The following is a 15,009-nucleotide window of genomic DNA, read 5'->3' on the forward strand; positions in this document are numbered from 1 at the left end:
GGAGAATCCGACGATCGAGCCGCCGCTTACGCCGCGGCGGCTTGACGAAAGCGCGCGCGGCTGAAATTGAAAGAGGCCTCATACTGTGCCAAAAGCGATTTGATGCACGTCATCACCACACAAGAAGAACTCGAGAGCGTTGTCGCGGCGTTCGAAAAGTCGGAATTCGTCACCGTCGATACCGAATTCATACGCGAGACGACCTTCTGGCCGATCCTCTGCCTGATCCAGATCGCCGCGCCTGGGATTGAGGCGCTTGTCGATCCGTTATCGCCCGGCATCGACCTGAAGCCGTTCTTCCGGCTTATGGCCAACGAAGCGGTGCTGAAGGTCTTCCACGCGGCGCGCCAGGACATCGAAATCATCGTCCATCTCGGCGATCTGGTGCCGCATCCGGTGTTCGACACGCAGGTGGCGGCGATGGTCTGCGGCTTCGGCGACAGTGTTTCCTACGACCAGCTCGTCCAGAAGGTCACCGGAGCCCGGCTGGACAAGTCCTCGCGCTTCACCGACTGGCGGCACCGGCCGCTCTCCGACAAGCAGCTCGAATACGCGCTTGCCGACGTCACTCATCTCATCAAGGTCTACCAGCATCTCAGCGCCGAGCTGAAACGCGAGGACCGCGGCCATTGGCTGAACGAAGAGATGGATGTGCTGACCTCGCGCGAAACCTACGATCCGCATCCCGAGGATGCCTGGAAGCGGCTGAAGATGCGGCTGCGCAAGCCGCAGGAGCTGGCGATCGTGCAGGCGGTGGCCGCCTGGCGCGAGCGCGAGGCGCGCGAGCGCGACGTGCCGCGCGGCCGCGTGCTCAAGGATGATGCCATCTACGAGATCGCGCAGCAGGCGCCGCGCGACGCGGCGGCGCTCGGCAAGCTGCGCACCACGCCGAAAGGCTGGGAACGCTCGGCGACGGCAACCGCGCTGCTCGGCGCGGTCAACGCCGCCCTTGCGCTGCCCAAGGACGCGATGCCGAAACTGCCGAAAAGCGTGCAGCCTCCGGAAGGATCGAGCGCTGCGGCGGAACTGCTCAAGGTGCTGCTCAGGATCGTCGCCGAGAAGGAAGGCGTCGCCACCAAGGTGCTGGCCTCCAGCGACGACATCGACCGTATAGCGGCCGAGGGCGACGAGGCCGACGTGGCGGCGCTGCAAGGCTGGCGGCGCGCCGTCTTCGGCGAGCAGGCGCTGAGGCTGGTGCGCGGCGAGATCGGCATCAAGTTCGACAAGCGCAGGATCGCGGTGTTCGACCTGTAGCGCCTTTCCCTTCTCTCACAAGGGAGAAGGGAAAGAGCGCCTCAGACCGCGCCCAGCAGGTGCAGCGCGAACCAGATCCAGGCGATGAGAAGTATGCCCGCGCCAAGAAAGAAGGCGCGGCTGCGGTGCAGCACATAGTTTCTGTCGAGGTGCACCCAGGCGTGCACATAGCGCGTGACTATGAACAGCCACATCAACGCCAGCGTCAGATAGTTCACGCCATTGGTGACAAACAGCGCCAGGCACAGCACGTGAAAGAGTACCGGCAGCTCGAACTGGTTGATCAGATTGTTGGCGACGGTAACGCTCGAGGGCGGCTCGGTCGAGCGGACCTTGTACTGGCTGATCTTGGCTTCGCCCGACTTCACGGCGAGATAGCGCCGCTTCAGCATCACCAGATAGACGATATAGACCAGAAGCACATGCGCCAGCATCGGCCAGAAGATGGCAGTCTGGTGCATACTTGCGCCCCTCCCTCCGTCAGCGCCGGCGTTGCCCGGCCAGCGCGAAGAACGCGACGACGAAGACCGGGATCGCCAACAGCGCGAATTTGGTGACGGTCAGCGAAGAGGCGAAGGCCAGCGAATCGGGGTTGGCCAGCTGGAAATCGGAGAGCAGCCGCGCCAGGGCAAAATTCTGGGCGTAGTCGGCGACCGCATAAGGGAGCACCAGCACCAGCGAGAACAATGCCTGCAGTTGCGCCGGCATGGCGCGGAAGGTGCTGAGCCGCCGCCCGAAAGCAAGGATGAGGCTGACCAGCGTCAGCGACAGCAGCGCCGGGAACAAAAGGTCGAAGGTCAGGTAGTGCCAGACGATGATGATCTCGCCGCCGCGACGGCCGAGCGCTGTGAGCCACGCCATGCCTTCATCGGGCGTGAAGCCGGCGACGCGCATGTCGAGCGAAGCCAGACCGCCGCTCAAGCGCTGAAAATAGAGAAACTCCAGCGCCGTCATGACGAGGAAAAGCGCGATCGAGGCGATGGAGAGCGCCGGCGCATGCCGCGACAGCCGCAGCACCGCCACGCTCAAATCACGCCGCAGTCCCCCCTTGCGGTCGGACTGATCGGCCTCCCGATCAAATTCCGCCCGGGTAATTGGGGCTTTCGCGGGTGATCGTGACGTCATGGGCGTGGCTTTCACGAAGTCCGGCGTTGGATATGCGCACAAAGGTGGCGCGCTCGCGGAAATCTGCAAGGTCACGTCCACCCACATAACCCATAGCGGCTTTCAGGCCGCCTGCAAGCTGGTGCAGCACGCCAGCCACAGGTCCTTTATAGGGAACCTGCCCTTCGATGCCCTCCGGAACCAGTTTCAGCGTGTCGCGGACCTCGGCCTGGAAGTAGCGATCGGCCGAGCCGCGCGCCATGGCGCCGACCGAACCCATGCCGCGATACGCCTTGAAGGAGCGGCCCTGGTGCAGATAGACCTCACCCGGGCTCTCGTCGGTGCCAGCGAGCAGCGAGCCGATCATGGCCGCACTTGCGCCGGCGGCGAGCGCCTTGGCCAGATCGCCCGAATATTTGATGCCGCCGTCGGCAATGACGCTCACGCCGGCCTTGCTGGCCGTCTCGACCGCCGACATGATCGCCGACAGCTGTGGCACGCCGACACCGGCGACGATTCTGGTCGTGCAGATCGAGCCTGGGCCGATGCCGACCTTGACGGCGTCGGCGCCGGCGTCGATCAGCGCCTTTGTGCCGTCGGCGGTGGCGACATTGCCGGCCAGGATACGCACGGAGTTCGACAGCTTCTTTGCCCGCGCCACCGCGTCGAGCACGCGCTGCGAATGGCCGTGCGCGGTGTCGATGACCAGAAGGTCGACGCCGGCGTCGATCAGGCGCTCGGCGCGCTCGAAGCCGTCATCGCCGACACTGGTGGCCGCGGCGGCGCGCAGCCGACCCTGCGCGTCCTTGGTGGCATGGGGGTTGAGCTGCGACTTCTCGATGTCCTTGACCGTGATCAGGCCGACGCAATTGCCCTTCCTGTCGACCACCACCAGCTTCTCGATGCGGTGCTTGTGGAGCAGGCGCTTGGCCTCGTCCTGGTCGACATTCTCCTTGACCGTGATCAGGTTCTCACGCGTCATCAGCTCATAGACCTTCTGCGACGGATCGGAAGCGAAGCGCACGTCGCGGTTGGTGAGGATGCCGACGAGCCGGCCGGCGGTGTGGCCGCCGGTGCCGCCATTCTCGACCACCGGAATGCCGGAAATGCCATTGCCGCGCATCAACGCCAGCGCGTCGGCGAGCGTTGCGTCCGGACCGATGGTGACCGGGTTCACCACCATGCCGGATTCGAATTTCTTCACCTGCCGGACCTGCTCGGCCTGCTCGGCCGGCGTCAGATTGCGATGGATGACCCCGATGCCGCCGGCCTGGGCCATCGCGATTGCCAGCCGCGCCTCGGTGACGGTGTCCATGGCGGCCGACAGGATCGGCACGTTGAGATCGATATCGCCGGCAATGCGGGTGCGGATGTCGGTTTCGCCCGGCATGATTTCGGAATGGCCGGGCTGCAAAAGCACGTCGTCGAAGGTCAGCGCCAGCGCGCCGGTGGACGTTTCGATGATTTTTGCCATGGCCAGTCCTTTTGAATGCGGAAAAGGCGCTGGGCCGATTGGCCAGCGCCGACTCTCATCTTCCCTTTCAGGATTGGCGCTGGCTGGTAACACGTCCTGTCGCGGTTGAAAAGCCGATCGTTGCGCCAATGACAAAGTCTTGCGCCCGGCTATTTTCCACCTACCAGCGGTTGCGGTCGCTGAAAAGTGACAGCAATTTAATGCGACATCCGGGCCGAGGCGTGATAACCGCCCGGTCGCACCGGTTCGCCCCCAAGCCGGGCCTAGAATCGCGAAGACAAATCAGGGCGTTTCCCTTGAACCGCATCATTCCGCTCATCCTGGCGGTCGCACTTTTCATGGAAAACATGGATTCGACCGTGATAGCGACGTCGCTGCCGGCGATCGCGATCGACATCCATACCAGCCCGATCGCGCTGAAGCTGGCGCTGACGTCCTATCTGGTGTCGCTGGCGATCTTTATTCCGATCAGCGGCTGGATGGCGGACCGGTTCGGGGCCAAGAACGTGTTCCGCGCCGCGATCGGCGTCTTCATCGCCGGCTCTATCGCCTGCGCGCTTTCCAATTCGCTGCCGGCTTTCGTGGTGTCGCGCTTCCTGCAAGGCATGGGCGGGGCGATGATGACGCCGGTCGGCCGCCTGGTGCTGGTGCGTGCCACGCCGAAGAGCGAACTGGTCGCGGCAATGTCCTGGCTGACCGTGCCGGCGCTGGTCGGGCCGCTGGTCGGCCCGCCGATCGGCGGCTTCATCACCACCTATTTCACCTGGCACTGGATTTTTCTGATCAACGTGCCGATCGGCCTGATCGGCATGTGGCTCGCCACCCGCTATCTGCCCAGGACGGAGCCCGCCCAGACGCCGCCGCTCGATTTCCCCGGCTTCGTGCTCTCGGGGCTTGCCGCCTCCGGCGTCGTCTTTGGCCTTTCCGTGGTCAGCCTGCCGGCGCTGCCGCCGATGGCCGGCTTCATCACCGTCGCCGTCGGCGTGGTCTCAGGCGCGCTCTATCTCCTCCATGCCCGCCGCGCCAGGAACCCGCTGCTGGCGCTGGAGCTGTTCCGCAACCAGGTTTTTCGATCCTCCGTGCTCGGCGGCTCGCTGTTTCGCGTCGGCATCGGCGCGGTGCCGTTCCTGTTGCCGCTGATGTTCCAGATCGGCTTCGGGCTGACGCCGTTCCAGTCCGGCATGATCACCTTCGTTTCGGCGATCGGCGCCATCGGCATGAAGTTCGTGACCGCACTGATCTTCCGGCTTGCCGGCTTCCGCCGCGTGCTGATCTGGGGTTCGCTTATCGCGGCCGCGTCGATCGCCATCTACGGCCTGTTCACGCCGCAGACGCCCTATGCGCTGATGCTGGCGATACTCTTGGTCGGCGGCTTCATCCGCTCGATGTTCTTCACCGGCGTCAATGCCCTCTCCTACGCCGAGATCACGCCGGCCGACACCAGCAAGGCGACGCCGATCACGGCGGTGTTCCAGCAATTGTCGATCGCGCTCGGCGTGGCGCTAGCCGGCGGCATCCTCGAAGTGTCGACCTCGATCCATGGCGGACCGCTGACCTTGAGGGACTTCCACATCGCCTTCTTCATCGTGGCGGCAGTCTCGGCGGTAGCATCGATCACTTTCATGCGGCTGGCGCCGGACGCCGGCAACGCCGTCTCCGGCCACGGCCGACTGACCACGCCGAAGAGGCTGGAGACGGTGGGGACCGCGGGGAAGTAAGCGCTCCACCTTCTCCCACAAGGGGAAGGCGCTACCCCTTGAACTCCTTCGCCAGCAGATAAAGCTCCACCGACTCGTCCCGCGAAGCCGGCGGCTTCACATGATGGACCGAGCGGAAATTCTGCTTCAGCCGCGACAATAGTTCGTTTTCGGCGCCGCCCTGAAACGTCTTGGCGAGGAAATGCCCGCCGGGCTTGAGCACATGCAGCGCGAAATCGGCCGCGACTTCGCACAGATGCATGGTGCGCAGATGATCGGTGCGGCGGTGGCCGGTGGTCGGCGCGGCCATATCGGACAGCACCACATCGGGCTGGCCGCCGAGCGCCTCGGCAAGTTTTTGCGGCGCATCCGGATCGAGGAAATCCATCTGCAGGATGACGGCGCCCGGAACCGCGTCCATTTCGAGATAGTCGATGCCGACGACATGCGGATTTTCCGCCGTCGACTTCGTCCGTGCGGCCGCCACCTGGCACCAGCCGCCGGGCGCGGCGCCAAGGTCGATCACTTTCATGCCGGGCTTCAGGAGATGATGCTTGTCGTCGATCTCGATCAGCTTGTAGGCCGCGCGGGAGCGATATCCGTCCGCCTTGGAGCGCTGCACATAAGGATCGTTCATATGGCGCTCGAGCCAGCGGCGCGAGGATTCCTTCAGACCGCTCTTCTTCTTGATCCGGGTCTTCAGCACGCGAATGCTTCCCGAACCTGGCTTCTCAGGCTTCTTGCTCATGATCGGCCGCCACGCCAGACGCCGTCATCGGCCATCAGTTCGCTCAGGATCCCCTCGCGCAGGCCGCGGTCGGCGACGCGCAGCCGCTCGGAGGGCCAAACGCCGCGGATCGCTTCCAGGATGGCGCAGCCGGCCAGCACGAGGTCGGCGCGGTCGGCGCCGATGCAGGGGTTGGCGCAACGCTGCTGGAAATCCCAGCCGATCAGCCGCTCGATCATGCGATCGACGCTGTCGCGGTCCATCCAGAGACCATCGACGCGGCGGCGGTCATAGCGCTCGAGATCGAGATGCACGCCGGCGAGCGTCGTCACCGTGCCGGACGTGCCAAGCAAATGGAAGTTGGGGCTGGCCAGCACATGCGCGAGCCGGTCGCGGCCATCGAAGGCCTTCAGCCGCGCGGCCACATCGTCGACCATGGCGGCAAAGGTCTCGCGCGTCACCGTGCGACCGCCGAAGCGTTCGGCGAGCGACACGACGCCAACGGGAAGCGACGTCCAGGAGACGATGTGGTTGGCCAGACGCGGCGAACGCCGTCCAGTCAGGTCGATCAGGGCGATCTCCGACGAGCCGCCGCCAATGTCGAACAGCACCACGCCTTGCGTGTCGCGCTCGACCAGCGAGCCGCAGCCGGAAACGGCAAGGCGGGCCTCGGTCTGGCGGTCGATGATCTCGAGCTTCAGCTCGGCCTCGCGCTCGACCCTCTCCAAAAACTCGACACCGTTGGCGGCCGAGCGACAAGCTTCGGTGGCGATCAGCCTGGCCTTCCTGATCTTGCGGTTGCGCAGCTTCTCGCCGCAGATCTTCAGCGCCTCGACGGCGCGGTCCATCGCGGCCTGGCTGAGCCGGCCGCTGGCCGTCAGCCCCTCGCCCAGCCGGACAATGCGCGAGAAAGCGTCGATGACGCGGAACTGGCCGTGCCGGCCAGGCACCGCGACCAACAGCCGGCAGTTGTTGGTGCCGAGGTCGAGCGCGGCGAAAACGGGCAGTTCCTGTTGCGGCGGACGTCGCGGAGACTGGAGCGGCGGCCTTGGCTCAAGCTCCGAGGGCGCGCTCTGAAGTGGTTGGCTTGCCACCACGCTGGCAGGCGCGACATGCGGCACCGCGCCGTTCTCGTCGCGCGCGAACACCTTGCGGCCGCGCCTGCGCTTGCGGCGCTTGCGCGTCTTGCCTTTCGGCGGATCGCCATGCTGGTCGGCCTGACTTGCGCCAGTCGGCCTCTGGCTGGCATGTCTGGGGTCGGCATGTCTTTGATGCGCACCGGCGTGGCGGCTGAATCGCGCCGTCTGCGAGCCCGCCGACTGCGTCGACGATGCCCCGGACATGCCCACTGCCGGCGCGCCCGCGCCGGTATCGTGGTCTTCCACTTCAGTTCCTTCCGGCGCCGCGCGAACCGGAAACGGACGCAGCAGGCACCTCGATTTGTTTCAAGTTGGCGACAGACTAGCAGTGCCGCCCACAATCACCAAGAGCGCGAGGCCGAATTTCGATAACGTCACATTTTGCCGGCGTCACGTTGGGGCAATGTCTTGCCGGTTGAATAGCCGGCTTCAATCAGGCATGTCTCAAATGAAGGTTCGAAGGGTTTTGGGCACATCAATCAATGAGCTGCAACGCATGATGACGACGCCATGAATTGGAGGCGCTATTTCTGGCCGGTCATAGGCATCGCGGCCGTGGCGTTCTCGCTGTGGCTGCTCATCCACGAACTGCGCGGCATTTCGCTCAACGATGTCTGGATCGGCATCGCCGCCATCCCGCCACGCCACTGGATGCTTGCGGCGCTGAGCTCGGTCGTCGCCTATGCCTCGCTCGCCGGCTACGACCACATCGCGCTGCTGCATATCGGCAAGAAGGTGTCGTGGCTGTTCGTCACGCTATGCTCTTTCACCACTTACGCTGTGTCGCACAATATCGGCGGGTCAGTGTTTTCCGGCGCGGTGATCCGCTACCGCGCCTATGCCACGCGAGGGCTGACCGGCCAGGAGGTCGGCGTGCTGGTGGCGATCTGCTGGTTCACCTTCATCCTGTCCAGCGTTTTTCTCGGCGGGCTCGTGCTCCTGCTGGAACCCCAGATCATCGATCGCTTCACGGGTGCGCCGCATCACGGCGCCGCCTTTGCCGCCGGGCTCGCCATGCTCATCCTCGTCGGCGCCTATGCCTTCGGCAGCTGGCTGGGGCTGAGGCCGCTGAAGGTCGGCTCCTTCCAACTGCACTACCCGGCGCTGCCGATCGTCGCGCGGCAATTGCTGATCGGGCCGGTCGAACTGCTGGGGGCCGCCGCGATCATCTATTTTGCCCTGCCCGAGGCCGGCAATCCCGGCTATTTCGTCGTGCTCGGCGTGTTCATGGTGTCGTTCTCGATCGGGCTCCTGTCGCATGCGCCAGGCGCGCTCGGCGTGTTCGAGGTCGTCTTCCTAACCGGCCTCTCGGACATGGACCCGGTCGGCGTGCTCGCGGCGCTTCTGGTGTTCCGACTGTTCTATCTCATCATTCCGCTTTTGGTCGGCCTTGGCGTGGTGCTCTATTTCGAGCATTCGCAATACAGCCGCGAGAGCTGAAGCCTTCCGTGAGCGTGGCGGCAGAGCCAATGCGCGTCGCCCAAAAGCGCGGAGCGGTTTTGGGAGAACGACATGCATAGGACAAAGGCTCAAAAAGGCTGCGGTTGAACTCAGCTGCGGGCTTGACTATTTTCGGATGGCGGCTACAAGGCAGCGCTCGCGGCACACAGCCGCCCGCTTCGCACGGCACCAGCCGCGCCTGCTGGGGAATAGGTTAACGGTAGACCCACGGACTCTGACTCCGTTAGTCCTGGTTCGAATCCAGGTTCCCCAGCCAAACTGGACTCCCTGTCGATAAAGCTCTCCGCTGTGCGCCTATCGCTGCTCCGGCTGCGACCGTTTCCGCAAGTAGATCAAACGGTTGCCTGAAGATGGCGTGAACCTCGCCTTACGGAGCGATGCTATGGATTGCCGCCAAGCTGCAGAGCCATGAACGCGAGCATGCGCGAGACCTGTGGGCCGCGAAGGGGAACCAGGCGTTCGGTGCGGAACGGGATGAAGAGCGAAACGGACAGCAACGTAGCGCCACGTGGCCAACGACGGGCGGAGCAAAGCCCCAAAACAGCGTGGCTCGGCCCGCACTGCACCGAGCAGCCTGCGCTGCGGCCTAGTTTAAGGCGTCAACTGTCTCGATTGGGGCCTAAACCGGAACGGCGGATCAGACGGTGAAATGGCGAAAAGCGGACGTTTAGCATTTAGCCTCACTGTGCTTTTTCGGTCAGCGTCGTTGGGAGGTCAGAGGCAGTTCCGCGAATCACAATTCAGGAGTCTAAGAGCCGGGTCCGCTCTGGAGTGACACAGGATTCGGCAGACTAGGCCAGCTCCCATCATTGGCACCGGGAGCGGTCCACCGTCGTCGCTCCCCATCTTTCAGCGCTGCTTTTCGATCTCGTCGAAGCCATTTCGGATTGCGGTAATCAGGGTCGCTATCGAGTATGGCTTCTGCACCCAGCCGAGCGGCTTGGCCGCTTCCGCTCGGAGCCGCACGTCGCGATCGCCATGTGCAGTCGTAAAGATGCACCGGATACCCAGCTCTCGATACAACTCCAGGGCCGCATCGACGCCGTCCCGCTTGCCAAGCAAGCGGATGTCCATCAGGGCAAGGGCCGGCTTGGTCGAGATCGCCATGCTTATCGCCTGATCGGCGCTGGTCGCGAGGCCCGCTAGGGAAAAGCCCTCCGCTAGCAGTCCGGCCTCTATGTCCAGCGCGATCAGATAATCGTCTTCGACGACCAGGATCAGCTGGCTCCGAGTGCCGGCAGCCTGTCCTCCGCTCAGATCATCGCGGGAGAAGACCAGCTGAGGCTTGAAGGATGGATTGATGGCCCCCGCACGGCTTAGCTCAGGTATTGCTGTTTTTGGTCGCAAGGCCAGTCTCCTGGGGCATCTGGCAAAAGGTCACGGTGCATCTGGACGGGTGCCGGCTGACTTCGAACGTCCCGCCGATCTGCCGCACCAGGCCTTCGACAAGTCGCAGACCCGACGAAGACGATCGCACTGAACTGAGTTCGAAGCCCGGGCCCTCATCCTCGACCACCAAGCTAATGTCTTCGCCGCTTCGTCCGATCGACACGCGTATGGTTCCTTGCCCATCTGCGGGCAAACCATACTTCGCAGCGTTGATCAGAAGCTCGTTGATGATAAGCGCCAGCGGCATTGCGATGTCGTTTGGCAGGTCGATTGGTTCGGCGTCACAGACCAACTGAACGGCTGGAGGGAACATCTGTTTTGCCGTCTCGCAAACCGCTCCCAGGAAAGGCTCGGCTCCAAAATTGACGGCATCAGGCGTGCCATAGAGGACACGCTGAGCGGCAGCCATGGCCGCCACCCGCCTGCTCGCCTCGTCCAGAACGGTCCGGGCCTCCGAACTATTGCTCGTCCTTGCCGCTACCGAAAGCAGGGACTTCAGCATCATCATATTGTTCTTCACACGATGATTGAGCTCGTCGAGCAAGATCCGCTGCTGGGTTTCGGCTTGCTTGCGCTCGCTCACATCGACCAGCATGTTTATAGCGCCGGTGATGTTGCCAGAAGCATCGCGTATCGGCGTGGGGTAGGGAATGAAGGGAACCCGGGTGCCGTCCGGCCGTTCGGCCACGGCTTCGTACCCCCGGATGGGCCGACCTTCGCGCAGGGAAACAGCCATCGGACACTGGTCATGGGGCAGCGGCGTTCCATCCGGCCAGAAGAGCTTCCACGTCACGCACCATTCGTCGGTGCCAATCACAGGCGTTCGGCCCGCCAGTTGCACCGCCGCTTCATTGAAGTAAGTGATCTTGCCATCACGATCCGTGGTGTAGATCGCGGCAGGAATGGCGGCGAGCAGGTCTCTAAGCTGGCGCTCGCTGTCTTGTATCCTCGCTTCCGCAATCTTTTTGTCGCTTATATCCCGGGCGATCTTGGAAGCCCCGATGATGCGGCCTGATGCATCCCGCACGGGCGATATGGTGAGAGAAATATCCACCAGCGTTCCGTCCTTGCGGCGGCGGACCGTCTCGAAGTGATCCACGAGTTCGCCATTGCGGATGCGCCCTAGGATCAGAGGCTCCTCGCCCAGGCGATCCTCGGGGATAATGGTGGCGATCGGCTTGCCGACCATCTCCGCGGCCGTATAGCCGAACAAGCGTTCGGCGCTGCCGTTCCAGGTCGAGACGATGCCATTCAGATCCTTGCTCACGATGGCGTCATGTGAGGACTCCACGATCGCCGCCAGCCGCTGGGCCGCCTTCTGAGTTCTGACTCGCTCAAGGCCGAAGCGGAGCTGGCGCGCGATTGTCTGGGCGACGTCCAGCTGTTCTGCCGTGCAATCGTGCGGCTCGTCGAAATAGGCCATGAATTTGCCCAGCAGACGCCCGCCTTCAGTTATCGGGATGAAGCAGACTGCGCTAATCCCTTCTGCCCGGATTGCCTGTTTCAAGCTGTCGGGGAGTTCGGCGTGTTCCACGTCTCTCATGGAAATAGGCTGCGGATCGCGGTCTGCCGCGGACCAGGGCGAATGGCCTTCGACGGCGGCTCGATATGCATCCGACAGGCCCCGCCAGGCGACGAACTTCATGCTACCGCCGTCCAACAGCAGAATAGAAGCACGTTGACATCTCAGCCCGCGCTGAATTGCGTCGAGGGCCGCCTCATAGACGCCTTCAGGGGTCAGGGCGTGCTGGAGCATTTCCGTCAACTGATGCAACGCAGCCTGCTCCTCGGCCCGTCGGGCGAGTATCGCCTCAATCTCTTTCCGCTCGGAGACGTCGTGCTGGACCCTTACCGCGTAGCGGAACTGCCCGCTGGCGTCGAGAACGCTGGAAGACGTTACGACCGCCCAGAACATCGACCCGTTCTTGCGCACGAACCGCTTCTCGATCGCGTAGCTCTTGATCTTGCCGGCGACCTGTTGGCGATATTTCGCGCGATCGACCTCGACGTCGGCAGGATAGGTCCAATCAAAAACCGGTCGACCTATCAACTCCTCCTGCGTGTAGCCCAACAAATGGCACAAATGCCCGTTGACCCGCAGCAGCCGGCCTTCAGCGTCAGCCTCAACTATTCCGACGCCAGCGCTGTCATAGGTTAGGGCAAGCCTCTGCTCCTGCTCGCGCAGCAGCTCGTCCGCTTTGACCTTTTCGGTCACATCGATGGTGACGCAACGCGTGTTGATCATCCGTCCGCCAGCGGAACGGGCATTGGAGCTAATCTCCACCCAACGGATGGAGCCGTCCCTGGCGCGCAACCTGGCGCGATAATGCTGGAGGTGCTCGCGCCGAGAAAGGCGATCCAAGATGTCGTCAATCGTGGCGGGATCGGCGTGAACTTCCCGGATATTGCGGCCTATGTATTCGTCCGGGGCATAGCCGAGCAGGTCCAGTTCGGCTCGATTGGCACGCAATATGGTGCCGTCATTGCTGACGATGTGGAGCCCGACGGCTGCATTCTCGAAGAAATCCTCCAGCTCACTGCCGGGAGGTAGAACCGCGCGGTCTCCTTCGACCTCGCTGTTACCCTCGAAGGATCGCGCGCCAGAAATGCTGGAGGGCAAAGCTCGTTGTTCCATGAAATACTAAAACCCCTGGAGCCGGCCTAACGCTCGACTAGACAGGAGGTTCCAACGGTTTGCACTTCTCACATCCGCGATGTGTAAGGAGGCCGAAGCGCAGGAGCAGCGGTCCTGGCGAGAATGGCTATTGCAGCAACGCGGTCGTCCTATCGAGCGCGCTCGGGAACCCTTTCAGCGAAAGCGCCAGATTCGTCTCCTTGCCGCCATCGGCGACCACCTTGACCTTGAGGCTGGTCCCCTTACGCAGGGCCGCCACGGTGTCGATGTCGAAGCTGAGATCGACGATGCAGCCGCCAGGGAGGCAGGTACGGAAGCGGAGCGGCGGAACCACGACACCGTCGTCGATCTGCAGCGTCACTCCCTGATCGAGTGCGAGGCCAAATGGCAGCACGAGCGTTCCCTGAAGTACGTCCCCATTGGGCCGAAGCTCAACCGCCAGGATGCGCTGCCGCGACTGTCCGTCAGCCTGCTCCTGGGAGAGCGAGCACGCTTTGCCCGCCGCACCGCTTTGCGTCGTGGCGTTGCAAGCCACTGTCCAGTCGCCATGTCCTTCTCGGAGCGACGTCGCTCCGCCCGGCAAGGCGGTCTCGTCTGCAAACGCCGAGATGGCAAAGCCCATGATCAGCAGCGCGGTTGCCACCAGCAGGAGGCTCCTACCCAAATTCTTCCGCTTCATCTTCTTCCTATCTTCATCAGGCGTTCGTCCGGGACACATCGCCCCGAATCTTGATCCCAGTCGGCCCCGCTCACCACTTCACGCTGAAGCCAAGCTTGGCGCCGATTGCCCGGCTGTCCCCGAACTCTTTGAGGCTCGACTTGGCGAAGGTCTCGCCGAAGACGGTGTAGCGATCGTCGGCCCAGGAGAGCGAGCCGCCGAGGCCGAGCCCGCCCCGGAGCGGCTGGTCGTGCTCGTGGAAGCCAACCCCGGACACATCCACGTCATTGCCGTCGAGGAAGTCGTAGTAGAGATTGGCGATGCCGTAGATGTGCGAGCGGCTGACCTTGCCCTGCGCGCCCGTCCAGGCATCCTCGTAGTCTAGCGAAAGGCCGGCGCGGCCGGTGAGGACATCGCTGCCGCTCAGCGATACCGCCGCGCCGAACGGATCGGTGAAGCTGTTGAAGCGGACCGAGGAGTAAGAGAGCTGAGCCTGCGGCGTCAGCGTCCACTTGCCCTGCAACGCGAGTTTCTGGCCGGCCTCGATGCTCAGCGCATAGCCAAAGCCGTTGTTGCCCTTGGCGACATCGCTGCCCAGCGTGGCGGACTTCAGATTGCTGTCATACCAGGTCACCTCAGCCTGGCCGTCGGTGTAGAAGCCATTGTCTCCATACCAGGTCAGCGAGCCGCCAAAGCCGTAGCCGGTGGCCTGGATGGAGCCTACACCATAGATCGAGGAGATGTCGGACGAGGCCGTGCCATAGTGGAAGGTGAGGCCGCCAAGCAGGATGCCTGTAGCATCCTCATAGAGAAGGCCATCGAAGCCAGACTGCAGCTTCCAGGTGGTCACGTCATAGTCCGAGACCGTGGTCGCGCTCTCCGGCCTCTGCTTGGTGTGCGCCCCCTCGATGCGGGCCCAGATCGCACTCTGGGTGGGCACGCTACCGATCTCGTCGGTGCCCTGGCTGGCGCCGGTCCAGGAGCGGTTGCCAACGCGCTGCTGCAGGGTGCCGAGCTCGTTCAGGCTTTGCAGCACGCCGGGATAGGCCTCGTAAATGGGCACGGCCGGCGAGTAGAGTGGCTGCGGCGATCCGTTGATCAGTGCCGAGCGAAGATACCAGTCACCGTCATCGGGGCTGCTCACGCCATTCTTGTAGAGCCGGTAGGCATAAGCGCCGCCGACCACGGCCTGGTCGCCCTGGAAGACATAGTCGCCGGCAAGCGAGAACGTCCCGGCCGAGGTGCCGCCAACATCGATGATCTTGATGCCTTCCACCGTCTGCGCGCCGCCGCCCCCGAGATTGGCCACTTTGAGCGTGGTGCTGCCGGACGTATTGCCGGTGACGACCAGCCGGTCGGTGGCGGAGCTGTCGTCGCCGAGCACCGTCTCGATTTCCAGCGTGCCGCCGTTGCCGGTGTAGTTGCCGGCGATGGTAAGCGTGCCCGGCACGCCCGGATTGCCGGCGGCGAT

General features: G+C 63.6%; 13 protein-coding genes and 1 tRNA gene. 5 read left to right on the plus strand and 9 right to left on the minus strand.

What is annotated here, in order from left to right; genetic code table 11:
• Window positions 1-102 precede the first annotated feature (102 nt).
• On the plus strand, window positions 103-1,254 hold the full coding sequence (rnd, locus tag LB572_RS23980; RefSeq protein WP_140804410.1) for a ribonuclease D: 1,152 nt from the start codon (window positions 103-105) through the stop codon (window positions 1,252-1,254).
• Window positions 1,255-1,295: 41 nt separating this feature from the next.
• Here rnd and LB572_RS23985 read toward each other — a convergent pair whose 3' ends face one another.
• The 3 genes from LB572_RS23985 to guaB are packed head-to-tail and all read right to left on the minus strand — an operon-like array spanning window position 1,296 to window position 3,832.
• Window positions 1,296-1,715 (minus strand): MAPEG family protein, encoded by a 420-nt coding sequence (locus LB572_RS23985; RefSeq protein WP_140804408.1) that lies wholly within the window; start codon window positions 1,713-1,715, stop codon window positions 1,296-1,298.
• A gap of 19 nt (window positions 1,716-1,734) precedes the next feature.
• On the minus strand, window positions 1,735-2,283 hold the full coding sequence (locus LB572_RS23990; protein WP_224669461.1) for a hypothetical protein: 549 nt from the start codon (window positions 2,281-2,283) through the stop codon (window positions 1,735-1,737).
• Window positions 2,284-2,329: 46 nt separating this feature from the next.
• Window positions 2,330-3,832 carry an IMP dehydrogenase gene (guaB, locus tag LB572_RS23995; RefSeq protein ID WP_140804406.1) on the minus strand — a complete coding sequence of 501 codons (1,503 nt, stop codon included), beginning with the start codon at window positions 3,830-3,832 and terminating at the stop codon, window positions 2,330-2,332.
• 296 nt (window positions 3,833-4,128) lie between these two features.
• On the opposite strand from guaB, the gene LB572_RS24000 reads away from it, so the two are divergent.
• Window positions 4,129-5,550 (plus strand): MFS transporter, encoded by a 1,422-nt coding sequence (locus tag LB572_RS24000; protein WP_224669462.1) that lies wholly within the window; start codon window positions 4,129-4,131, stop codon window positions 5,548-5,550.
• A 31-nt stretch (window positions 5,551-5,581) separates the two neighbouring features.
• On the opposite strand, the gene LB572_RS24005 is transcribed toward LB572_RS24000, so the two are convergent.
• Together LB572_RS24005 and LB572_RS24010 are read right to left on the minus strand one after the other, a co-directional pair.
• A complete protein-coding gene (locus LB572_RS24005) occupies window positions 5,582-6,277 on the minus strand; it encodes an RlmE family RNA methyltransferase (protein WP_224669463.1) in 696 nt (231 codons plus the stop codon).
• Window positions 6,274-7,641, minus strand: coding sequence for a Ppx/GppA phosphatase family protein (locus LB572_RS24010; RefSeq protein WP_224669464.1), 1,368 nt, complete (start codon window positions 7,639-7,641; stop codon window positions 6,274-6,276). Before LB572_RS24010 ends, LB572_RS24005 begins: the two co-directional genes overlap by 4 nt.
• Window positions 7,642-7,905: 264 nt before the next feature.
• Here LB572_RS24010 and LB572_RS24015 point away from each other — a divergent pair, with 264 nt between their 5' ends.
• From LB572_RS24015 to LB572_RS34760, 3 genes are all read left to right on the plus strand, one after another.
• The gene (locus LB572_RS24015; protein ID WP_140804398.1) at window positions 7,906-8,835 is read left to right on the plus strand and encodes a lysylphosphatidylglycerol synthase transmembrane domain-containing protein; all 930 of its coding nucleotides are present in this window, start codon (window positions 7,906-7,908) and stop codon (window positions 8,833-8,835) included.
• A gap of 203 nt (window positions 8,836-9,038) precedes the next feature.
• Window positions 9,039-9,112: transfer RNA gene (locus LB572_RS24020), tRNA-Gln, on the plus strand.
• A 121-nt stretch (window positions 9,113-9,233) separates the two neighbouring features.
• Window positions 9,234-9,446, plus strand: coding sequence for a hypothetical protein (locus LB572_RS34760; RefSeq protein ID WP_140809130.1), 213 nt, complete (start codon window positions 9,234-9,236; stop codon window positions 9,444-9,446).
• A 259-nt stretch (window positions 9,447-9,705) separates the two neighbouring features.
• On the opposite strand, the gene LB572_RS24030 is transcribed toward LB572_RS34760, so the two are convergent.
• The 4 genes from LB572_RS24030 to LB572_RS24045 form a co-directional block, all read right to left on the minus strand.
• The gene (locus LB572_RS24030; RefSeq protein ID WP_224669465.1) at window positions 9,706-10,203 is read right to left on the minus strand and encodes a response regulator; all 498 of its coding nucleotides are present in this window, start codon (window positions 10,201-10,203) and stop codon (window positions 9,706-9,708) included.
• On the minus strand, window positions 10,178-12,880 hold the full coding sequence (locus LB572_RS24035) for a PAS domain S-box protein (RefSeq protein WP_224669466.1): 2,703 nt from the start codon (window positions 12,878-12,880) through the stop codon (window positions 10,178-10,180). The genes LB572_RS24030 and LB572_RS24035 overlap by 26 nt, the downstream gene beginning before the upstream one ends.
• Before the next feature lie 127 nt (window positions 12,881-13,007).
• A complete protein-coding gene (locus LB572_RS24040; RefSeq protein ID WP_224669467.1) occupies window positions 13,008-13,559 on the minus strand; it encodes an invasion associated locus B family protein in 552 nt (183 codons plus the stop codon).
• Window positions 13,560-13,629: 70 nt separating this feature from the next.
• Window positions 13,630-15,009, minus strand: a 1,380-nt coding sequence (locus LB572_RS24045; protein ID WP_224669468.1) for an autotransporter outer membrane beta-barrel domain-containing protein, incomplete at its 5' end; no start/stop codon positions are given.

The sequence above is a fragment of the Mesorhizobium sp. BH1-1-5 genome, from assembly GCF_020165615.1.
Lineage (GTDB): Bacteria > Pseudomonadota > Alphaproteobacteria > Rhizobiales > Rhizobiaceae > Mesorhizobium.